This window comes from Dysosmobacter sp. Sow4_B12 (assembly GCF_052116665.1).
GTDB lineage: Bacteria > Bacillota > Clostridia > Oscillospirales > Oscillospiraceae > Oscillibacter.
This window is the reverse complement of record NZ_JBQKKR010000013.1, coordinates 51,882-73,098: the sequence shown is the minus strand read 5'-3', so window position 1 is coordinate 73,098 and position 21,217 is coordinate 51,882. Positions and strand designations below refer to the sequence as shown.

Below are 21,217 nucleotides of genomic sequence, written 5' to 3'. Positions count from 1 at the left end.
GCCGCAGCAGTTCAAAATAAACGATGTTTTCCAGAATGTGTCCCACATCGCCGCCCCGGTTTCCTAACAGGTAGGTGCGGAGGCCGGGATCGACGATATAGTATTTGCCCAGCGTCCGCAGATAGTCCTTCCCCTTGATGTCAAAACGCTTGACCTCATAGAAGATATAGGACTCCAACAGTGCGTCGATATAGGCAGAGATGGTCTGCACCGCAGGCTTGGTCTTTCTGCCATCATCCAACAGGCCCTCGCTGACAAGGGTGCGCCCGATGGACGCAGCCGAGGTGTTGTTGCCGATGTTATCAGCCAGAAACAGGATAATTTTGCGGAGCAGCAGCGCGTCGGTCACGGCCCGCTGTTCTTTCCGTTTGCCGCGCTCCAGAATGTCCCGCACGACCACAGCAGAATAAATGCCGTCCAGCAGCATATTGGCGCGCTCCTGATCCAGCTCCGCCTCGGCCAGTGCGGGCATACCGCCAAACTGCGCGTAGGCTTCAAACAGGTCGCGCAGCTCATACGCTTCGCCGTCTTTTCCCTTGGCGCGCTGTTTCATAGTGCCGTTGGGGGCTTTGTACTCCTCCAGCAAATAGCCGTGGAAGTCCAAAAACTCGCGGAATGACAGCGGCAGCATCCTGATCTCCACATAGCGCCCGGACAGATACGTGGACAGTTCGGAGGAAAGCAGGTAGGCGTTGGAACCGGTCACATAAATGTCGCAATCCAGATCCACGCGGAAGGAATTCACGGCATCCTGCCAGTCCCGAACCTTCTGCACCTCATCTAAAAAGAGGTAGAGCCGCTTTTCCTTGGGTGCACGCTCCATCACATACTGATAAAGGCTTTTGCTGTCCATGTCTGCAAACTGCATGGACTCAAAGTTCATTGAGAGGATCTGATCCTCCACAGTGCCCTGTTCCCGCAAATGCGCCATCATCAATTTCAGCAGGCTGGATTTGCCGCAGCGCCGGATTCCGGTCACGACCTTGATGACCTCCATATCCTGAACGGAAATGAGCTTATCGAGATACTGCGATCTGTTTTTTAATTCCATGATTCTGTCACCACCTTTGTCAGCCATTATATCACCCCCTTTGCGTCAAGTAAAGTTTTTAACATCAATGTGAATAACTTTTTTCTTGTCGGAATTATTCACATCAATACTACTTCTGTCGAGCCTGCAAACACCAGCGGTAATCCGGCTTATGCTGCTGTGACGCAGACTGTGAAAGCAGACTTTGGGAAGGTTAGCACGCTGCAATGCGGTCTGAAAATATTTTATTAGCGTTGTATCCTGCAAAGGGTGCCCGTCTTTGTCTTGAAAGACCATAATAGGGTCAGCTGTGCCTTCTTCCTGTTGGTGGTTCAAATGCTCGTTCAACAGTCTCATTACTGCCTCTGGTAAATAAATGATTCGGTTGCTTGAAACTGTTTTGGGCGACTTCAGCACAAGCACGGTCTTATCCGATTTTAACACGGGTGGAAATTCAAACAGGATGTTTTGCGCACCAAGTGTGCGCAACGCTTCTTGGCTGACTCGGCACAGGGTTTTGTTTATCCGTACGGCGCTGCATTTCCAATCTACGTCCTGCCAGGTTAGTGCCAATATCTCTCCTCTGCGCAGAGATCCGGCAAATGCCAAATGGATTGCCAGAGCTAACCGTGGATTGTCACACTGCTCTAATAATACTGAGATTTGATCTGGACGGAGAAATTGGCGTGGCTTGGTTTCCATACGCGGAAGTGCAGCGTGGTGAAACGGATTGCGAGAGACATATTCCCATAGAACTGCTTGCTCAAATGCACTGTGCAGCAGCTTGTGAAGATCCCGCAATACGGACAAGCTCACTGTTCGTCCAAGACTCTTGTGATAAGGGCCATCATATCTGGGTTGCTGCAAAAGATCGCGATACAGTTCTGCGACGACACGTGGCGACAATTCTTCCAGACGGATATTCCCCAGTAGCGGAAGGACGTAATTTCGAATGAGTCCGCAATTGGACTGGTATGTTGATAACGACCATTTTGTTTTGCCGTATAAAGCTACATAGCGTTCCATAAGATCTGATATTGTTTCGACTTTCTCGTGCTCCTTTCTGCGTTTTGTTTGTTGACAGAAATCTAAAATCTGCTTTCTTCGTTCTGCCTCCGCTTTTGTGTGATAAGTTTCCCACTTTTGTTTCCGGTGGCCTTGGATTGTAGTCATATAAACAACGGAATAGCTTTTTCCACGCTCTACAATAGATGCCATTATCATTGATCCCCCTTATAAAGAATGGACCGAAAGTCGCGTCTGACTTTCGGTCCATTTCACACTATATCACGTTTTGAAACACTGATAATAGTTTCCACAACACCTTATTCCAGCCTTTTATCGGAACAATAGTAATCACCATCTCTCACTTTATGATTGATGAAATGAGCGATGTGTAGTATAATATTATCGAACGAATTATTCGCATGAGGTGTTTCTATGAGGAACAAGAAACCTCCTTTTGAAATTACAAATACAATGATCCACCAAGTGGCAGAAATTGCTGAGCTGGTGGGCAAGCTGACGTCCACCAATCAACTGTCTGCAAACCCCACCTTGCGAAAAACAAACCGTATCCGGACGATCCACGGGTCTCTGGCTATCGAGCAGAATATACTGAGTCTGGAACAAGTCACCGCGGTTCTAAATGACAAGCAGGTGCTGGCTCCACCCAAGGATATTGCCGAGGTCAAGAATGCCTATGAGATCTACGAACGTCTGGATGAGCTTGATCCCTATTCTGTAGACGATCTGCTGACTGCTCACGGTATCATGACGCGAGGGCTGGTGGAGGAATCCGGTATATTCCGTTCCCGTTCTGTGGGAGTCGTTGACAAGGAAGGGCATGTCCTCCATGTTGGAACCCTCCCTAATTATGTGCCGGATTTGGTGATGGAACTGCTGGACTGGACTAAGACCAGCGACATACACATGCTGATCCGCAGCTGTGTGTTCCATTATGAGTTGGAGTTAATCCACCCATTCGCTGACGGCAACGGTCGTATTGGACGCCTGTGGCACACCCTGCTACTTTCTAAATGGAATCCTACCTTTGCGTGGCTACCTGTGGAGTCCATGATTCACGCCCGTCAGCCGGAATACTATGCAGCAATCAATGCGTCCAACGCCACTGGGGAATCCACGGTGTTTATTGAGTTTATGCTCTCAGCTATCAAGGCATCTCTCATTGACGCAATCAACGCGAGCGATGAAATGAGCGATGCGCCGACGGATAAGTCGACAATGCGCTGGAAGCAAATTGAGAAGTTCTTGGAGACACACGAGTTTATTATGAATGCAGATGTCCGGGCCCTGTGTAGTGTGTCGGCTGCTACAGCCAATCGAATTCTTACCGGGTTTGCTTCTAAAGGAAAACTTGTTAAATATCGCGAAGGCGGACATTGGGCGTATCGGCCTATGTAAAAATATTGTTATAGATGCCCGTGTTTCTAACTCGAATAAAAATATATTTAAACAATAAAAATAGAGAGGAGAACCCGTGATGGACTATATAAGCGAAAATGATATGTTCTTTGAGGAAGAACATGATATCGGCGAGGAGGCTATCGTGGAATATGATATAACAACCAGTCCAAGAGATCTAACCCCAGCCAATATCGTTGATATGATAGATTCAGGTATTATTGAAATCCCTCTTTTTCAAAGAAATTATGTATGGGATATAAAAAAGGCTTCCAAACTTGTGGAATCGCTGATTCTCGGGTTACCCGTTCCGGAATTGTTTTTTTATTCAGAGGGAGACGAGAATAATACGTATAAAATTATCGATGGACAACAGCGCTTCCTTTCAATTTACTTTTTCGTAAAAGGACGCTTTCCCAAAAACACAGACTCTCGCTTTATGATTCGCAATGGAATAAATGAGGGGGATACTCTCGAGACCCTCTTACCTGATAATAGTATTTTTCAAGATTTTACATTGCGACTAAATGATGATGATGCTCAAAAACCCAGCAGATATCATGGTAAAAAGTTCGCAACACTTGATAGAGACACCCAAATCAAATTTAGGCTACGTCGATATCTAAGAACGGTCGTGGTACGTCAAAACAAACCAGATGACAACAGTTCTTCCATGTTCGAGATATTTAACAGACTCAACACTGGCGGAACTCCCTTAAATCACCAAGAAATTAGAGCGAGCCTATATTATTGCGAGTTCTATAAAATGTTGGTAGCTCTTAACAATTACGCAGATTGGCGAGAATTACTTGGAAAACCGACCCAGGATTTGCACAGCAATGATATTGAATTAATTTTGCGGTCATTCGCCTTGCTTCAAGATGGAGATAACTATTCCCCAAAAATGGTTGGGTTTCTTAATGCCTTTTCACAAAAGTCAAAAAAATTCGACAAAGAGCACATTGAGTACTTGCGGGATTTGTTTGTCTCGTTTATCTCTGCTTGTTCAACTCTTGGTGAAAAAGCGTTCTTTAGAAATAGGCGGTTTTCTAAAACGCTTTTTGAATCAGTATTTGTCGCAGCTTGTGCTGATCCATTTAACAAGCGTACCCTCCTGAATACCAAAATTGATGCAGAATCGTTTGAGGCACTAAAAAATGATGAGACGTTTGTTTCTTTCCTGCAATCAGGATCTTCCTCAAGCGAAAATATCAAAGGTAGACTTGGCCGGGCAAAAGAGGTTTTAAGAATCACAGGGGAGAATTGCGATGAGTAATTCTCAATATCATGAACTTGATAAACTCATTAAGGAATACGAAGAAGACTATCGGACAATAAAATCCGAACGTCTTATCATGAAAAACTATCCAAAAGTATTAACTATGAGTGCAGCAAGTTCGTTTGAGTATCAGATAAAAAATAGATGCCAAGAGTTTCTGGACTCACCTATTCTCCCCATTACATCATATCCCAACATTTCTGCACTAAAATCTAAAAAGCCAAAGGTCGATCAAATGTTTGCTAAGCTTGAAGGGTATGATGATAATGGCATAGAGCATCTCGATGCAGAAAAATTCTATGATCTTTTTGGTGGACAAGCATTTAAAACTGAGGTAAAAAACAACTTCTTAATAGAACACTTAGCTACCTTAGAAAGGATTACGGCTAAAATTGCGGGTCTATCGGCTTTAGTAGGAGAAGATGAACAATATGATTTTGACTATGCAAAGCAATGTGATCTAAAAGACATTGTTGAACAATGTTCTTTTGACGATGCTGAGAAAGCTTATTTAAGTTTAAAGCTACGTCGAAATCGAGTTGCCCACGATTATATTAATGGTTTATCAGATACATTTGAAGACATACAAAAGTTCTATTATTCAGCAGTTATTTATGTAGTTGCGTTGGAGCAATCAATAAGTGCGTTGAAAACACCTGACATGTAGAAAATAACACATATTTCCAAACGTAGACTCTGCATTAAAAGTATGTGATGAATGGCCGCTCATCCTAAATTTCTCACTGTTTACAATAACGGCGGCGCTACCCTAATATGACCGATGCCCGGACAAGCCTGTATTTTCAAGGCTTTCCGGGCATCGTTTACATTAATGGCGGCGGGATACATAGGACCGGGAGATACCGAAGGAGGCGGCGACCTCCCGCTGGGTGAGGGGCACGGTGCCGCCCAGACCATAGCGCAGGCGAATGATCTCGGCTTCCCGGGCGGTGAGGACCTCCCGCACCAGCTGCCGCAGGCGCAGGGCGTTGTCCCGGTCGTGGATGTCGTCCAGCATAGTGTCGTCCACACCCACCACATCCATCAGCTGCAGGGCGTTGCCCTCCTTGTCCGTTTCAATGGAGTCGGACAAAGAGACCTCACCCTGCAGCTTTTTTTGGCTGCGAAAGTACATGAGAATTTCGTTCGCTATCCTCTCTCAACGGATACATAGGTTGGTCAATGGGCGGCAAATCCGCCTCTCCATCCTCCGCGAAGAGGTAAACATAGGCATTTTTGCCGTCCCAGACCACCTTTTTGACGATGGTGCGCAGCAGGCGGCGTTTTTCCTCCAGCGTGGCAGAATCCACCGCGCTGGCGAAGGATTCGATCATCTCCTGATGGAAGGCAAACTCCTGATGCAGCATCCGGCTTTGTTCAGTCAGGGTTTCCAGCTCGGCAAGGCGCAGCTGCTGTGTCTCGCTCTCCTGATGGAGCGCGTCGATCTGCTCCATGACATATTTCGCGGAGGTGTCGCTGGCAACGGACAGGGACTCCACCAACCGCTTGATGCGCTCTTCCGTCTCGGTGTGCTTTTCCCGGAGCAGTGCAAGCTCAGCGTCGTAGCCCTCCTTGCTGCCGCTGATGACCTTCTTGGTCTGCGCCAGCAGCCGGGTAAGGGTCTCCTTGTCGGCGGACAGCTTACGAATTTCTTCGATGATTTTAGCGTCCAGCGTGTTGCCGTTGCAGTTTTTCATAGAGCAGACGGTGCCGTGGCTGCGCTCCTTGGTGGAGCACATGTAGGTGTAGATCAGTTCGCCGTCCGCCGTGCGGCGGTTGGTCAGCTTCGGGCGCATATAGTCGCCGCACTCGCTGCACCGCAGCAGGCCGGACAGCAGAGCCACATTGCTGCGTGGTCTGCGGTAGCTCTTGGATTTGTTCACGTCCAGCATGGCCTGCACCTGCACCCAATCGCTGCCTGCGATAATGCCGGGATGCTTACCCACCGCCACGATCCATTCCACCATGGGTCGGATCTGGTTTGCCTTGCCGGGGCGCTGGAGTGTGCGGTTGTACGCCATGACGCCGTGCTCGCCGTCGAATTCCGAACGCTCGGCGAACAGGTCAACATTATTTTCTTTCAGATACTGATACGCCGTCTCGTCGGCGATCATGTAAACCGGGTTCGTGAGAATGCCCCGGATGGCAAAGCGGGTGAACTGCTTGCCGCGCTTTGTGACGCAGCGGTGCTCCAACAGGTACTGGTCGGTCTTGCTGAGCGAGCCGGTTTCCATGAACACGGAGAAAATCGTCTTGACCAGCTGGATTTCCTCCGGAATGGGCTTCAGCTTGCAGGCTTTCTTCACCTTACCGTCCACCGTCACGCTGGACACACTCTCCGAGGCGTAGCCGGTAGGTGTGGTGCCGCCCAGCCAGCGCCCGGTTTTGGACAGCTCATGCATATTGTCCCGGATTCGCTCGGCGATGGTTTCCCGTTCCAGTTGGGAAAAGACGGACGCGATATACATCATGGCGCGGCCCATGGGCGAGGACGTGTCGAACTGTTCCCGGATGGAAATGAAGTCGATGTGCCGGTCACCCAGGTCCTCGATGAGCTTTGCAAAGTCGCCGATGTTGCGGCTGATGCGGTCGAGGCGGTAAACCACGATGGCGGCAAAGGCGATCTTCTGGGAGTCCTTCATCATTTTCTTGAACTGCGGGCGCTCCAGATTGCCGCCGGAAAAGCCCTCGTCCTCATACACCAGCGCATGCTCCGCCGCATCCTCGCCAAAATGCATGGCAATATACTGGCGGCACAGCTCGATCTGGTTCTCGATACTCTCGCCCTTGCCGGTGAATTTGGACTTACGGGAGTAGATGACGTATTGCTTCGGCGTATCTTTCGTTTTCATGGCGGCACCTCGCGCTATTCGTTAGGTTGGTAGATATATTATAACGGATTGGAATCCATTTGAAAAGGTACCCAAGGGAAGAATCTGAAAATTTCTGCGGATAGGCAGAGGTTTTCGCGCGCTGACCGTGCCAGTTCGGAGCGCATCACTCATGTGCATTGAGAAAATGATTGATGGAATGAGCGATGGATGCTATTTAGAACATTATTGTTTTCGTCATCAACTGCATTCTTGCAGTCTCGCCGCACGATTTTTGCGCATTGCTACTTGTCATACATCAAGTTTATTTTGCGTCACAGCTTGTCATATGACAAGCTGCATCATAAAAACCGCCGCCCCAAACGGAAAATTGGGGCGGCGGTTTTGTCATGCAAGGTTTCGCAGATATTCTTCCACATTCTGATACTGAATGCCCTCAACCACTTGGCTTTCCCCACGATAGAGGACAATCTTCCCGGTAATCGGGCCGTAGCGGTGCTCGGTCTGGGTGCATTTTTTTTCGTCGATCAAATGGCGATACTGCTGTGGGACAGCTTCCTCGCTGTGCTTGATCTCGAAAATCCGGCAGGAGCCTGCCTCCGGGTCAAACACCACCATGTCAAATTCGCCCACGGGGAATTGCAGGACAAATACCTGCTTCTTGGGGTTTGCCAGCTTCGTTTCCAGCAGGACGATGTCCTCCAACATCCGCCCTTTGATCTCGGTCAGGATGCGCTGCTGCACGGCGGTGCGCTCCGCAAGAGACAGGGCGCTGAATGTTTCATCCAGCAGCAGACTGCGGATCAGCGCATCCGCCTGCGCATAGCGGAGTCCCGGCTGCGCGATCACCGTGCGTCCGGACTTTGTGCTGACATCCGGCAGGTGCAGCACGTCGATCTCCCGCGTTAAGTCCAGCAAGTCCAGATACTCCTTGATCTCCGCCGCGTGAACATCGTCCAGCGCCACGGTCTGCTCCGCCTTATTGCGGATCTCCAGCAGCTTCCGCAGGCTGTCGGTGACAAGCACAAGGTCGATGCGGTCGAGGATATCCGTCGGGTTCTTCCGATCCCGGCGCAGGTTGCTGGCGGAAATGCCGAGGTCGTGGGACTTCCAATCCTGCGACAGCACCTCCAGCGTGAAGCGGTGGTTGATGTCCTCCACCACCCGGTTGATGGCACTGGTCAACTCGCCCTTCTCATATAAATCCCGCAGATGGCGAAAATGTCCTTCGTACTGATAGCAGCGCAGGGAGTGCTGGATGTTGCGGGCGATGGCGGTATCCACGTATTCGTCGGTGCTTTCCTTGCTGGCAAATGTGGAGGTCTCGTTGTAGTGGACGCCGCCGAGACTCATGGTGCCGCCGTAGCGGATATACTCGTCGATGCCGTGGATGCCGAGGACGGATTCAAACTCGCGGTAAGGGATGAATGTGGTGTGCAGCAGGATGCAGCGGTCGTAAAGCTGCTCGTCCTCTGTAAAGAGGAAGCCCAGCGAGTCCGTGCCGGAGAGCACGATCTTCATACCGCAGGCCGCGAACACATCAGAAAACAGCGCCGCGCCCTCGATAAAATCCTCCATCAGCGTCACCTCGTCGAGGAACACATAGCGAAAGCCCTGCGCTTCCAATGCCTTGATGTCTCGGTTCACGTCTGCCAGTGTGTCTTTTGCGGTGATCTGAATGAACGCTGCCTTGGCAAGCTCTGCGTCGTTCATCTCTGCAAAAATCTGGCGGATCATAGTGGTTTTCCCCGTCCGGCGCAGGCCGTAGAGGATGAACACCTTGTCCTGCGGCTCGCCGTAGACAAAGTCGTGCAGCTGCCGGAAGCACTCGCGCCTGCGATAGCCGCAAACAGATGCCGCAAAGGAACGCAGCGCCTCGCCGGTGCGGACATTGGTGGTAAACGCGGAAGGGTTCGCAGATTTCGCCTTGGGCAGCTGCTTTTTCAGCGCCTTCAGCTCATGCTCCAGTTCCTTCCGCCTCTCGATCTGAGCACGGAAGTTTTCCAATTCGTCAGCAGAAATATACTTCTCCCGCCGCTTTTTGTTCTCCGTCCAACGGTGATAGAAATACACATTGCCGTTGATCGTCTTCTTTGTGACAAACCCTGCAGGCAGCTCCGCAATCTGTTGCTCCAGATCAGCAATTTTGGCTTGAAGTTCAAACAGCTCCATGGTGCACCTCCCCGGTGAAACTATTATGCATAGAATTATACCCCATTATACCCGTGAAATCAAGGGTATAATGGGGGTATAATCGAAACCAATACAATCTAGCATTCATAATAGAATTGCTGAAACGAAGCGTTATGTCTCAAAGAATGGTTTTACTTTCGATGACGTCTCCACATTTTTTACATCTGATTGTATTCCTCATTATTCTCGACATAATCATTTTCTCTTTAGTGCAGTCCTAATCTTCTCTCTTTCTCCGCTACCGTCAGTACGTAGCCGCAGCAGCGAGATGGCACACTTCTTCAGAATGGAGTTCTTCTTTATATCGCGTTCTGCCTGTTTGCTCCCGGCTTCATGGAAGCCAGTCCCGTCCACTTCAATTGCTAGCACAGGTTGTTTATCCATTTGATTGAATAACAAAAAATCAACATGCGTCAACGGATTCCGGGCATATTTGTGTTCTTCCTCCGTCAACGGTCCATAGTCTTTCACCAGTGTTGCAAGAGAAACATGTACAGCGCAGCCGATAGTGGAAAATGCCTCTTCGGACAGCACCTCTTGAATCACAGAGTACATGAGATTCTCAGAATCGTACTCAGATACCCGCTTATGTTTTTGCAGATATACCTTGCGCTGCTCGGCATAGCCCTGGTAGAGCATATCGAACACGGAGTAGACTTGGCTCTGGATCACTTCAAAATTGTTATATTCGATGTATCGTGTCAAATCGCCGTAGTTGGTCTGGTCATTACGTGGGTCCTGCGATGTGACCACCGTCAGCGAATGGACCGCGCGGGAAACCGCCACATTCAGCATATGGGGATCATCCACAAAATCTGTGATGACATTGTCGACTGAGGTCAGAATGATCGCATCTTGTTCTCGCCCCTGAAACTTGTGGACGGTGTCCACCTCATATGTTGCGGAAATGTAAACTTGAAGTGGTGGTGGCTGAAAGCGTTCATTGCTATAATGAAATCACCAAATCAAAGGAGGATTTCATTATGAAATTATCAGATAAGATTATTAGGTTGAGAAAGTCCAATGGAATGTCACAGGAAGAGTTAGCTGATAAGCTGGGCGTATCAAGGCAAGCCATTTCCCGTTGGGAAATGGGAACGGCTATGCCAGATGCAACAAACATTCTTCAACTCAGTAGGCTGTTTCAGGTTACAACAGACTACTTGCTAAATGATGAATACCAAAGCGACAATGACCTGCCGAAAGTTAAGGAAGTCAAAACGGACGGCGTCCACCAGATCATGATTTTTTTGCTCACTCTTGAAGTGATGGTGTTGATAATTCAATTCATGTCTGTTGTTATCCTGCAAAACATTTTCTTTGGTGTCCTGAGTTTTATTCCTTTTATTGCTATGGTTGGAGGCTTTGAATACGCATATCAAAAAAAGGCAAATGAGCAGAATGAGAGAACAATACAATTCCGCAAGCGGTTTTATAAAGTCTCTGCATGGTTAGGCACATATTTCCCGATTAGACTGTTGGCAATGGCGTTAGTACATTTTTATCCTCGCCCTATCAATTCGCTTGCTTTGGAATGTGTCATAGCCGTCCTCTATCTAATGACTGCTACCCTCATAACATTAGAGATTGAAAAACGCCATCTTTCAAAGAACTGATTTTAGAACTTAACGAATACCGAAAAACTGACCGTTGACTGGTCGCAATGTGCGAAAAGTTGACGGTCTTTTTTTATCCCCAAAATCAAAAATAGGAGGTCAATCACAATGACAAAACCGAAAACCCTTGACCAGTTCCGAGCCGAAAAGGAACGAGCCGAGACGCAGCTTGCACAGGAGAAGCACAAGCTGGAGCGTCTGGAGAACAGAAAGAAGTATCTGGAGAAAGGCGAACGCACCAAGCGCACCCACCGCCTTTGCAATCTGGGCGGCACGATTGAGAGCCTTGCCCCGGAGGTCAAAGATCTCACACGCACCGAAATGACAGAGCTGATGGAACACATCTTTTCCCTGTCCGAAGTCCAGCGAGCCGTCCGTCACATGGCGATTACCCATATCAGCCAAGCAAACAGAGAAAAGGAGTTGAAAGCCGATGGCACTATTTCATCTGAGCGTCACGCAGACTAAGCGAAGCGCAGGACAGTCCGCTATTGCTTCTGCCGCCTACCGAGCCGGGGAGCGATTGTATAGCGAGTATTACGGCGAATACAGCGACTACACCCGCAAGGGCGGCGTGATCTGCTCTGACATTCTCCTGCCGTCCCATGCACCGCCCGAATACGCAGACCGCCAGACCCTATGGAACGCCGTGGAAAAAGCCGAGCGTGGAAAGAACGCCCAGCTTGCATACAGCTTTGACATTGCCTTGCAGAATGAATTTTCCCTTGAGGAAAACATCGCTCTCGCAAGGCAATTTTTGTTGGAGAACTTTGTGAGCCGGGGCATGGTGGTTGACTTCGCCGTACACCAGCCAGACCGGGAGGACGGCGGCATACCAAACCCACACTTCCATGTGCTTTGCCCTATCCGTCCCATCGAGCAGAACGGCAAATGGGGGCTAAAGCAACGCCGGGTGTATGAGCTGGACGAGGACGGCAACCGTATCAGAGACCAGAATGGCGAGTTTATTTTCAACGCCGTTCCCACTACCGACTGGGGCAGTCCCGAAACGCTGGAATACTGGCGGCAGACATGGGCGGAGCTATGCAACGCCAAGTTTGCGGAAAAGGGGCTTGACGTTCGTATCGACCACAGAAGCTATGAGCGTCAGGGCGTGGAGCTTCTTCCCACCGTCCACGAGGGCGCAACCGTCCGGGCAATGGAGAAGAAAGGCATATGCCCAAAAGCAAGTGTTCATACGTTCACGCATAGTCTGTATCATATCAAAAGGAGGTGTCCCATGAAAGAGCAGGAACTGATTGTCGGTTGCTATTACACCAATGATGGAGCAACCATTCAAGATATCGTGAGTTCGTCCTTCGCGACCTTTCTCAAAAAGGAGCTTGAAAAATTTGCGCCGGTCGCACATGGCCATGTATGATAGCCATGATGAATGGTCGCTTATTTCAGGAGGACGATTATGTACTTAGAAATAAGCAACCCCATGGATTACCATGTAGCACTATACATCAGACTATCAAAGGAGGACGAAAACGAAGGACCATCGGAAAGCGTAACCAACCAGAAATCTCTCTTGGATGATTTCGTGAAAAAGCATCGTCTGTCAGTCTATGACACCTATATCGATGATGGTTGGAGCGGGACCAGTTTTGACCGCCCGGATTTTCAGCGAATGATCGGTGACATTGAAGCGAAGAAGGTCAACATGGTTATCACCAAAGACCTGTCCCGCTTGGGGCGCGACTACATCATGACCGGCCATTACATGGAGCGGTACTTTCCGGAAAAGCGGGTACGGTATATCTCATTGCTGGATGGTATCGACACCGGCGTGGAATCCAGTGCCAATGATATCACTCCGTTCCGAGCCATCATGAACGACATGTACGCCAAGGATATCTCCAAGAAGATCAAGAGCGTGAAACGAGATAAGCAGCGCAAGGGACAGTTTATCGGCGGTAAGCCCATGTTCGGCTACAAGATGCACCCCACAGAGAAAAATCAAATCGTAGTGGATGAAGAGGCTGCCCAGATCGTGCGCCGGATCTTTGCCATGGCGCTGGAGGGCGTTAGCTGCCGCAAAATCGCCACGCAGCTCAACGAGAATCATGTGCCGACACCTGCCACTTATGCAGGGTTAACGGTCGCCAATCCCGGTCCCTACACCGGCCTATGGAGCAGCGAGCGGATCTCCGAGATGCTGCAAAACGAGACCTACATCGGCAACATGGTACAGGGACGAACAGTGAAGATCAGCTACAAGTCCAAGAAGTGTCTGCGGCAGGCCCGGGAGAACTGGGTGGTAGTAGAAAACACCCACGAACCACTGATTGATGCCGAGACCTTTCAAAAAGTACAGATGCTGGTCAGCAGCCGCAAGCGCACAAAAAGCCGCACCTATGACTTTCTACTGCGGGGCTTGATCTTCTGCCATGAGTGCGGCTACCCCATGGCCGTCATCAACCGCAAGAACGCCGCGGGCGAAGAACGGCTGTTTCTGATCTGCCGCACCTACCAACGGTTTACTAAGGCGGGAGTCTGTACCTGTCATTCCATCAAGGAAAAGACGGTGACTGATGCCGTGCTTGCCAAGGTTCGAGAGGTATGCGAGGCATATCTCAACCCGTCGGAACTGCTGCCCATAGCCGAAGAAGCTGTATCCGAGGCGGACAAAGCTGCCAGCGCAGAAGCCGAAATCCAGTCCCTGCGAAACCGGATCGATACGCTGACAGTAAATCTCGATAAGATGTACATGGATAAGCTCAGCGGCATCCTGTCCGAGGCGGACTTCCAACGCATCTATCTGAAGGTCAAGAATGACCGAACACAGTTGGAGGAACAGCTGAAGGTTCTCGAGCGGGAAAAAGAGAACCCCGTCCCCAAAGAGGACAGGGCAAAGGAACTGGTACAACGCTTTTTAGAGTCAGTTCCCACCAATCGAGAACTGCTGTTCAGCCTGATCGAGCGTGTGGAGCTGTCAGAAGACAAACAAATCTACATCAAGTTCCGCTTCCGCCAACTGAACGAAGCGGTATAAATCCAGATATATCAATGGTTTGCGCCGATTTAGTGGGCGCAAAAAAACAGGGCAAATCGTTTACACTGATGGCAGCGAACAGTATCCCGTATCGAAAAGCGGGCGTTGGAGAAGCTGCGGGCACAGATGGAGGAAAGTGCTGTTCCGCAAAAACGGGAGCATACGTAAAACGAGACCCCAGCGGCCCGCAAACCGCTGGGGTCTCATTTTATGGTTCCAATAACCGCAGGGCGTTATAAGCCAGCACCGCCGCTGTCCGGGCCAGGACAGACTCGTCCAGCCGGAAGGCTGGGTTATGGAGGGATACCGCCGAGAAACGCGCATCGTTCCGGCAGCCCACGAACAGGTACACCGACGGCACCCGCCGGGAAATGAGGCAGAAATCCTCGCCGCCCATAAACCGCTCCGCCTGAGTGACCACCGCCTGGGGTCCCAAAAGCTCCGCTGTCAGCGCCTGGACACGGCGGGTCAGCTCTTCGTCATTTTCCACGGAGGGGCACACCATCTCATACTCGTATTCATACCGTCCGCCGTACAAGCCCGTTACGGCCTTGGCACAGTCCTCAATGAACTGCTTCGCCTGCTCCCGCACCTCCTGGCGGAAGCTGCGGACAGTGCCCACCAGCTCGCATTCCCCGGGAATGGCGCCCCGGGAGGTGCCGCTGTGGAAGGTGCACACGGACAGCACCACCTCCTGGCTGGGGCTGCTGAGGCGGCTGACAAAGGTCTGCAGCAGCTCATAGACCTTCACGCCCATATTAATGGCGTCAACGGCGCTTTGGGGCTCGCTGCCGTGGGCGCCTCTGCCGTACAGCCGCAGGGTGAAAAAGTCCGGATTCGCGGTGATAGTGCCGGACTGGATATGATAAACACCCGCGTCGAACCGGGGCGTCACATGGGCGCCCAGTGCCATGTCAACCTCGGGGTCCTCCAGGATACCTGCTTCGATCATGCCCTGCGCGCCGCCGAACACTTCTTCCCCGGGCTGGAACATGAGCTTCACCGTGCCGTGCAGCTGTTCCCGCAACTCCGACAGGATCATAGCCGCCCCCAGCAGCCATGTGGTGTGGGCGTCGTGCCCGCAGGCGTGCATCTTTCCCGGTGCCAGGGACGCGCAGGCAAGGCCCGTGGCCTCCGTCACAGACAAGGCGTCCATATCCGCCCGCAGCAGAATGGTCCCACCCGGAAGACCGCCCCGGATGGTGCCGACCACGCCGGTGCCGCAGACGTTCTCCTCTGTCTCGATTCCCAACTCCCGCAGGCAGGCGGCGACCGTTCCGGCCGTCCGCACCTCTTCAAACCCCAGCTCCGGGTGGCTGTGCAGGTCCGCCCAGATCTCCCGGAGCCTGGGCGCACACTCGCCGGCCAGCCGCAGCACTGCTTCTTTCGTTATCATACTGTTCTCCATTTCTTTTGAGATACGGTTTTCCTCATTATAGCAGATTTCCCCCAGGAAGCAAGAAACCGTGCCGGAGCTGTGCTCCGGCACGGTTTTCGCGGCCATTCAATAGCGCCGCACCACCGCGGCCACCTTGCCCAGGATCTGCGCATAGGTGCCGTCGATGGGCGAATAGGCGTCGTTTTCCGGCAGCAGCCAGACCTGGCCGTTTTTCCGGGAATACCGCTTCACCGTGGCCTCGTCCTCGATCATGGCCACCACGATCTCGCCGTTGTTGGCTACCTGCTGGCGTCGGACCACCACCAGATCGCCCGGCAGGATGCCGGCATTCAGCATAGATTCTCCCCGGACCCGCAGGGCAAAATACTCCCCGCTGTGTCCGCCGGTGTCAAAGGTCAAGTAATCCTCAATACACTCCTCCGCCAAAATCGGGCTGCCGGCGGCCACATTGCCCACAATGGGCACCCGGTCCTCCGGGACGGCAGGCTCCGTCAAGGTGATGGCGCGGCCCTTCCCCGCGCCTTTTTCAATGACGCCCGCCTCCTCCAGGTGCTTCAAATGGAAGTGAACGGTGGACGGTGACTTGAGGCCCACAGCCTCACCGATCTCCCGGACAGAGGGCGGATACCCCTGGTCCCGGATGCAGGACACGATGTACTCATAGATCTTCTGCTGCATTTTGGAAAGCTGCGCCATATATGCCTCCTTGTTCTGCCACGGACAGAAGCAAATTATTTCCGATTTCATTTTACCACAGTTCTTTCGATAATGCAAACATTTGTTCCATTTTTATTTGGATTTTCTTTCGCTAAATTTGGCGGCTTTTTCGGAAAAGCCCTTGAAATGTGGAAGAATCTATGGTAACATAAGGTTCTGTGAAATGACTTTTCATGCCTGCGCATGACGAATTAGTGGAGGTTATCCTATGGACGCTTTGACTCTTGTGATTACGATTCTGCAGTTGCTGTGCGGCCTGGCCATCATCTTGATCGTGCTGTTCCAGTCCGGTAAGAGCGCTGGCCTGTCCGGCGCCATCGGCGGTGTTGCTGATTCCTTCCTGGCCAAGAACAAGGCCAAGACCCTGGACGCCAAGCTGGCCCGCGCCACCAAGTGGGTGGGCGCCGTGTTCCTGGTGCTGACCTTTGTGCTGCTGGTTCTGCAGTAAGCGGCTGTCTCTTGCGAAAACCCGTCCGCAAATGCGGACGGGTTTTTTACGCAGTTTGATCGCCGGAGCGGTAGATCATCCCCGGCTGAGCCTCTATGCCGTTGAGCTTCAGCAGTTCCTCCACGGTGACAAACCAGTATCCTTGCTTTTGCAGGGTATCCACGATCCCCAGCGCGGCGTCCACAGAGGTGGGGTAAATATCATGAAGCAGGATGATGGCATTGGGTTTTGCGGCCTCCAGCACCGCCTGGACCACCTTGTCCTTATTTTTCAACTCCCAATCCCGGGGGTCCACAGACCACTGGACCATGGGTACGGTGACCAGCTTCCGCTCTTTTTCATCGATTTGGCCGTAAGGCGGCCGCAGCCAGTATGTCCCCGGTCCCAGAATCGCCTCCAGCGCTTCCTCCGTCTGCCGGGTCTCCCGGCAGATGGTCTCCTCGCTGGCGCCCCGCAGGCGCACATGGCTCCAGGTGTGATTGCCCACTTGATGTCCCTCCGCCTGCATCCGTTTCACCAGGTCCTCCTCCCCGCTGATGCGCTCTCCCACCAGGAAGAAGGTGGCGCTGGCGCCGCGCTCCTTTAAGCCGTCCAGCAGGCGGTCCGTGGTGCCCCGGTTGGGGCCGTCGTCAAAGGTCAAGGCGATATAGTTTGTCTCCGCCGACAGTTCCGCCGGTGCGTCCGCCGGCAGATCTGCCGCCTCCCGCCTGCCCGGCAGCAGGACCAGCGCCAGCAGACACAGCCCTCCAAGCACAAGCTCCCGCTTTTTCATGCCTCTCCATTTCCTCTCCATGTTCTTCCGGAATAGTTTGCGCGGGACGCGGGAAAATACATCTGTCAAAAAATGACACGCCGCGGCAGACCGCGGCGTGCATGCTTTAAAATAACCTGGACAGAACTCCGCTCAGAAGGTTCAAGATGGTGAAGGCCAAAACAGCCCAGCCAATGAGCTTTCCCAGCGTCATCTTGCCTGCTTTCTTCGCCCCGGAGACGGGCTCCGCCTGCGGGACCCGGGTCACGCTCTTGTCCAGTCCGGTCCTGCGGCGCTGGCGCTTTTCTGAATGGAGCTCCCGGTGGACAAAGGAATCGGCATGATTTTTTTCGTTGAGGCCATCCAGACGGATGACCGTGCCGTCGGCGCTGACGCGGGACTCCCGCGGCGGCTGGTTAAAGGCGCCGCACCTGGGGCAAAAACCGTCCTCATCATAATCGTACCGCCGGCCGCATTCATAACACTGGACCTGCTGCATGGCGCCGCCTCCCTTCTCTTTCTTTTATCATAGCAGATTCCCGGAGAATTGCAACTGCCGGCAAAGCAGCCGTGTAAAATCAAAAAACCCTTTGTAATGTGCCTAGGTACACATTACAAAGGGTTTTTTTGAATCAAGGGAAAATAATTACTTCACCAGCTCGATGATCGCGGTCTCCGCGGCGTCACCGCGGCGAACGCCGGTGCGGACGATGCGGGTGTAGCCGCCGTTGCGCTCCGCATAGCTGGGGGCGATCTCCTTGAACAGCTTCTTGCAGACGTCCTCACGGGTGATGAAGCTCATGGCCTGCCGGTAGGCAGCCAGGTCGCTCTTCTTGCCGAGGGTGATCATCTTCTCAGCCAGGGGCTTGATTTCCTTGGCACGGGTGACGGTGGTCTCCATCTTTCCGTTGTCCAGGAAATCCGTGACCTGCTGACGCAGCATAGCCATGCGCTGGTCAGTGGTCTTGCCGAGCTTACGAGTTCCGGGCATTTCGGTTTCCTCCTTATCAGGATTTTGGTCAGCCGGGAGTTCCGGCGTGAGATCAGTTGTTTTCTTCGTCGGCCAGGTGGAGACCCATCATCGCCAACTTGTTGATGACTTCCTCCAGGGACTTGCGGCCCAGGTTGCGGACCTTCATCATTTCGTCCTCGGTCTTGGAGATCAAGTCCTCGACGGTATTGATGTTGGCGCGCTTGAGGCAGTTGAAGCTCCGGACGCTCAAGTCCAGCTCTTCAATGGTCAGCTCCAGCACCTTATCCCGCTGGGCCTCTGCCTTCTCCACCACGGTGGGCTTGCTGCCCACGTTCTCAGAGAGGTCGGTGAAGAGGGTAAAGTGGTCGCACAGGATCTTGGCGCCCAGGGACACCGCGTCCCGGGCAGAGATGGTGCCGTCGGTCCAGACTTCCAGCGTCAGCTTGTCGAAGTCGCTGGAAGCGCCCACGCGGGTAGGCTCCACAGTGTAGTTCACTTTGTACACAGGGGTGTAGATGGAGTCCACGGCGATGGTGCCGATGACATTCTGCTGAGGCTTGTTGCGGTCTGCGGGCACATAACCACGGCCATGGGACAGGGTGATCTCCATGTTCAGCGTGGCACCGTTGTCCAAGGTGGCGATGTGCATGTCGGGATTCAGCACCTCGACCTCACCGTCAGCCTTAATGTCGCCGGCAGTGACCTCGCAGGGACCGACCGCTTCGATATAGACTGTTTTCACAGTCTCGCTGTGCAGCTTGGTCAGGAGGCCCTTCACATTTAAGACGATCTCCGTCACGTCTTCCTTCACACCGGGAACGGTGGAAAACTCATGCTGGACACCGGCGATCTTGATGGTGGTCGGCGCGGTGCCGGGCAGAGAGGAAAGCATAATGCGGCGGAGCGCATTGCCCAGGGTAGTGCCGTAACCACGCTCCAGCGGCTCCACCACGTACTTGCCATACGTGGCGTCGCCCGGAGTTTCCGTGCACTCGATCTGGGGCTTTTCAATTTCGATCATGCAGTTACCCTCCTTCATCTTCTCATTGCGGCAATGCAAAGCACGCCGCCGAATCTTCGTACCATTCTCGAGGGTATCCTCCAATTACTTGGAGTACAACTCGACGATGAGGTGCTCTTCGATGGGAAGATCGATGTCCTCGCGGGCGGGTTCTGCGACGACCTTGGCCACATTGTTCTTGTCCAGCTCCAGCCACTTGGGGACCACGCGGGAAGCGTTGGCCTCCAGAGAGCCCTTGAACTTGTCCATGCTGCGGGAGCCTTCCTTCAGCTCGATGACGTCGCCGGGCTTCACCAGGTAAGAGGGAATGTCGACCTTCTTGCCGTTGACGGTGAAGTGGCCATGACGGACCAGCTGGCGGGACTCAGCGCGGCTCATGGCAAAGCCCAGGCGGTAGACCACGTTGTCCAGACGGGTCTCCAGGATGGACAGCAGGTTGGAGCCGGTAACACCGGCCTTCTGGTTGGCCATCTCATAGTAATCATGGAACTGGCTCTCCAGAACGCCATAATAGCGCTTGGCCTTCTGCTTCTCACGCAGCTGCAGGCCATATTCGCTGAGCTTCTTGTTTCTCGCATTGCCGTGCATGCCAGGAGCGTAACCACGACGCTCGATGGAGCACTTGTCCGTGTAGCAGCGGTCGCCCTTCAGGAAGAGCTTCTGGCCCTCTCTGCGGCAAAGGCGGCAGACTGCGCCGGTATATCTTGCCATATTGCTTGTTACCTCCTCTTTTGATTAGACGCGACGACGCTTGGGGGGACGGCAGCCGTTGTGGGGGATGGGAGTGACGTCCTTGATCATGGTCACTTCCAGGCCCACGGCCTGCAGGGCGCGGATAGCAGCCTCACGGCCCTGGCCGGGGCCCTTGACGAAGACCTCAACGGTCTTCAAGCCGTGCTCCATCGCGGCGCGGGCAGCCGTCTCGGCGGCGGTCTGAGCGGCGAAGGGAGTGGACTTCTTGCTGCCGCGGAAGCCGAGGCCGCCGGAAGAAGCCCAAGACAGGGCGTTGCCCTGGGTGTCGGTGACAGTCACCATGGTGTTGTTGAAAGAAGAACGGATATGGACCTGGCCACGCTCGATGTTCTTCTTTTCGCGCCGGCGGCGGATAACTTTCTTGCCGGAAGCTTTTGCAGTTGCCATTTTCGTTCTCCCTCCTTACTTCTTCTTGTTCGCAATGGTCTTCTTGGGACCCTTGCGGGTTCTTGCGTTGGTCTTGCTGCGCTGGCCGCGGACAGGCAGGCCCTTGCGGTGACGGATGCCGCGATAGCAGCCGATCTCACTCAAGCGCTTGATGTCCAGGGCGGTCTGGCGGCGCAGGTCGCCTTCGACGGTATAAGCGTCGATGGCGTCACGGAGCTGCTGCTCCTCAGCATCGGTCAAGTCCTTGACGCGGGTGTCGGGGTTGATGCCCGTCTGCGCCAGGATGTCCTTGGCGCTCTTTCTGCCAATGCCGTAGATATAGGTGAGGCCGATCTCAATGCGCTTATCCTTCGGCAGGTCAATACCGGCAATACGTGCCATACTCTTAAAGCACCTC

At 52.7% G+C, this 21,217-nt stretch carries 23 protein-coding genes and 1 pseudogene; 8 read left to right on the top strand and 16 right to left on the bottom strand.

Annotated features, from left to right (window positions below; translation table 11 throughout):
• Together ACTQ4R_RS10950 and ACTQ4R_RS10945 are read right to left on the bottom strand one after the other, a co-directional pair.
• A partial coding sequence (locus ACTQ4R_RS10950; RefSeq protein WP_441628597.1) for an ATP-binding protein occupies positions 1-1,051 on the bottom strand: 1,051 nt, incomplete at its 3' end.
• Between the two features lie 45 nt (positions 1,052-1,096).
• Positions 1,097-2,248 (bottom strand): tyrosine-type recombinase/integrase, encoded by a 1,152-nt coding sequence (locus ACTQ4R_RS10945; protein WP_441628595.1) that lies wholly within the window; start codon positions 2,246-2,248, stop codon positions 1,097-1,099.
• A 222-nt stretch (positions 2,249-2,470) separates the two neighbouring features.
• Between ACTQ4R_RS10945 and ACTQ4R_RS10940 the strand changes: the two genes are divergently transcribed.
• The 3 genes from ACTQ4R_RS10940 to ACTQ4R_RS10930 all read left to right on the top strand — a co-directional run bounded on the left by ACTQ4R_RS10940 (position 2,471) and on the right by ACTQ4R_RS10930 (position 5,400).
• A complete protein-coding gene (locus ACTQ4R_RS10940; RefSeq protein WP_441628593.1) occupies positions 2,471-3,454 on the top strand; it encodes a Fic family protein in 984 nt (327 codons plus the stop codon).
• A 79-nt stretch (positions 3,455-3,533) separates the two neighbouring features.
• Positions 3,534-4,730 (top strand): DUF262 domain-containing protein, encoded by a 1,197-nt coding sequence (locus ACTQ4R_RS10935; RefSeq protein ID WP_441628592.1) that lies wholly within the window; start codon positions 3,534-3,536, stop codon positions 4,728-4,730.
• Positions 4,723-5,400 (top strand): hypothetical protein, encoded by a 678-nt coding sequence (locus ACTQ4R_RS10930; protein WP_441628591.1) that lies wholly within the window; start codon positions 4,723-4,725, stop codon positions 5,398-5,400. The genes ACTQ4R_RS10935 and ACTQ4R_RS10930 overlap by 8 nt, the downstream gene beginning before the upstream one ends.
• Before the next feature lie 162 nt (positions 5,401-5,562).
• Here ACTQ4R_RS10930 and ACTQ4R_RS10925 read toward each other — a convergent pair whose 3' ends face one another.
• From ACTQ4R_RS10925 to ACTQ4R_RS10905, 5 genes are all read right to left on the bottom strand, one after another.
• Positions 5,563-5,826 (bottom strand): sigma factor-like helix-turn-helix DNA-binding protein, encoded by a 264-nt coding sequence (locus tag ACTQ4R_RS10925; RefSeq protein WP_441628590.1) that lies wholly within the window; start codon positions 5,824-5,826, stop codon positions 5,563-5,565.
• Positions 5,827-5,833: 7 nt separating this feature from the next.
• Positions 5,834-7,585 carry a recombinase family protein gene (locus tag ACTQ4R_RS10920; RefSeq protein ID WP_441628588.1) on the bottom strand — a complete coding sequence of 584 codons (1,752 nt, stop codon included), beginning with the start codon at positions 7,583-7,585 and terminating at the stop codon, positions 5,834-5,836.
• Positions 7,586-7,951: 366 nt separating this feature from the next.
• Positions 7,952-9,736, bottom strand: a complete 1,785-nt coding sequence (locus ACTQ4R_RS10915) for an AAA family ATPase (RefSeq protein WP_441628586.1) — start codon at positions 9,734-9,736, stop codon at positions 7,952-7,954.
• 139 nt (positions 9,737-9,875) lie between these two features.
• The gene (locus ACTQ4R_RS10910) at positions 9,876-9,950 is read right to left on the bottom strand and encodes a DUF7695 domain-containing protein (protein WP_420908167.1); all 75 of its coding nucleotides are present in this window, start codon (positions 9,948-9,950) and stop codon (positions 9,876-9,878) included.
• Positions 9,951-9,952: 2 nt separating this feature from the next.
• On the bottom strand, positions 9,953-10,648 hold the full coding sequence (locus ACTQ4R_RS10905; RefSeq protein WP_441628584.1) for a DUF2726 domain-containing protein: 696 nt from the start codon (positions 10,646-10,648) through the stop codon (positions 9,953-9,955).
• Between the two features lie 92 nt (positions 10,649-10,740).
• On the opposite strand from ACTQ4R_RS10905, the gene ACTQ4R_RS10900 reads away from it, so the two are divergent.
• The 4 genes and pseudogenes from ACTQ4R_RS10900 to ACTQ4R_RS10885 all read left to right on the top strand — a co-directional run bounded on the left by ACTQ4R_RS10900 (position 10,741) and on the right by ACTQ4R_RS10885 (position 14,371).
• On the top strand, positions 10,741-11,373 hold the full coding sequence (locus ACTQ4R_RS10900; RefSeq protein ID WP_109317843.1) for a helix-turn-helix domain-containing protein: 633 nt from the start codon (positions 10,741-10,743) through the stop codon (positions 11,371-11,373).
• A 108-nt stretch (positions 11,374-11,481) separates the two neighbouring features.
• Positions 11,482-11,841: a DUF3847 domain-containing protein gene (locus ACTQ4R_RS10895; RefSeq protein WP_441628582.1), complete on the top strand. Its 360-nt coding sequence runs from the start codon at positions 11,482-11,484 to the stop codon at positions 11,839-11,841.
• Positions 11,807-12,550: pseudogene (gene mobQ, locus ACTQ4R_RS10890) on the top strand (MobQ family relaxase); the annotation flags it as partial. The gene ACTQ4R_RS10895 and the pseudogene mobQ, both read left to right, overlap by 35 nt.
• Before the next feature lie 216 nt (positions 12,551-12,766).
• Positions 12,767-14,371 (top strand): recombinase family protein, encoded by a 1,605-nt coding sequence (locus ACTQ4R_RS10885; protein ID WP_441628580.1) that lies wholly within the window; start codon positions 12,767-12,769, stop codon positions 14,369-14,371.
• 208 nt (positions 14,372-14,579) lie between these two features.
• Here ACTQ4R_RS10885 and ACTQ4R_RS10880 read toward each other — a convergent pair whose 3' ends face one another.
• Positions 14,580-15,767, bottom strand: a complete 1,188-nt coding sequence (locus tag ACTQ4R_RS10880) for a M20 metallopeptidase family protein (RefSeq protein WP_441628578.1) — start codon at positions 15,765-15,767, stop codon at positions 14,580-14,582.
• Positions 15,768-15,875: 108 nt separating this feature from the next.
• Positions 15,876-16,466 carry a transcriptional repressor LexA gene (lexA, locus tag ACTQ4R_RS10875; protein ID WP_441628576.1) on the bottom strand — a complete coding sequence of 197 codons (591 nt, stop codon included), beginning with the start codon at positions 16,464-16,466 and terminating at the stop codon, positions 15,876-15,878.
• Between the two features lie 229 nt (positions 16,467-16,695).
• Between lexA and secG the strand changes: the two genes are divergently transcribed.
• The gene (gene secG, locus ACTQ4R_RS10870) at positions 16,696-16,935 is read left to right on the top strand and encodes a preprotein translocase subunit SecG (RefSeq protein WP_441628574.1); all 240 of its coding nucleotides are present in this window, start codon (positions 16,696-16,698) and stop codon (positions 16,933-16,935) included.
• Between the two features lie 46 nt (positions 16,936-16,981).
• Here the strand turns inward: secG and ACTQ4R_RS10865 are convergent, their stop codons facing one another.
• From ACTQ4R_RS10865 to rpsM, 7 genes are all read right to left on the bottom strand, one after another.
• Positions 16,982-17,707, bottom strand: a complete 726-nt coding sequence (locus ACTQ4R_RS10865) for a polysaccharide deacetylase family protein (RefSeq protein ID WP_441628572.1) — start codon at positions 17,705-17,707, stop codon at positions 16,982-16,984.
• 106 nt (positions 17,708-17,813) lie between these two features.
• Complete coding sequence (locus tag ACTQ4R_RS10860) at positions 17,814-18,185, bottom strand: hypothetical protein (protein WP_441628570.1); 372 nt, start codon at positions 18,183-18,185, stop codon at positions 17,814-17,816.
• A gap of 147 nt (positions 18,186-18,332) precedes the next feature.
• The gene (rplQ, locus tag ACTQ4R_RS10855) at positions 18,333-18,677 is read right to left on the bottom strand and encodes a 50S ribosomal protein L17 (RefSeq protein ID WP_308857657.1); all 345 of its coding nucleotides are present in this window, start codon (positions 18,675-18,677) and stop codon (positions 18,333-18,335) included.
• A gap of 52 nt (positions 18,678-18,729) precedes the next feature.
• Complete coding sequence (locus tag ACTQ4R_RS10850; RefSeq protein ID WP_441628567.1) at positions 18,730-19,680, bottom strand: DNA-directed RNA polymerase subunit alpha; 951 nt, start codon at positions 19,678-19,680, stop codon at positions 18,730-18,732.
• 84 nt (positions 19,681-19,764) lie between these two features.
• On the bottom strand, positions 19,765-20,391 hold the full coding sequence (rpsD, locus tag ACTQ4R_RS10845) for a 30S ribosomal protein S4 (RefSeq protein ID WP_441628566.1): 627 nt from the start codon (positions 20,389-20,391) through the stop codon (positions 19,765-19,767).
• A gap of 24 nt (positions 20,392-20,415) precedes the next feature.
• Positions 20,416-20,820 carry a 30S ribosomal protein S11 gene (rpsK, locus tag ACTQ4R_RS10840; protein WP_441628564.1) on the bottom strand — a complete coding sequence of 135 codons (405 nt, stop codon included), beginning with the start codon at positions 20,818-20,820 and terminating at the stop codon, positions 20,416-20,418.
• A gap of 15 nt (positions 20,821-20,835) precedes the next feature.
• Entirely contained in the window at positions 20,836-21,201 is a 366-nt protein-coding gene (rpsM, locus tag ACTQ4R_RS10835) for a 30S ribosomal protein S13 (RefSeq protein WP_298024377.1), read from the bottom strand.
• Between the last annotated feature and the right edge of the window lie 16 nt (positions 21,202-21,217).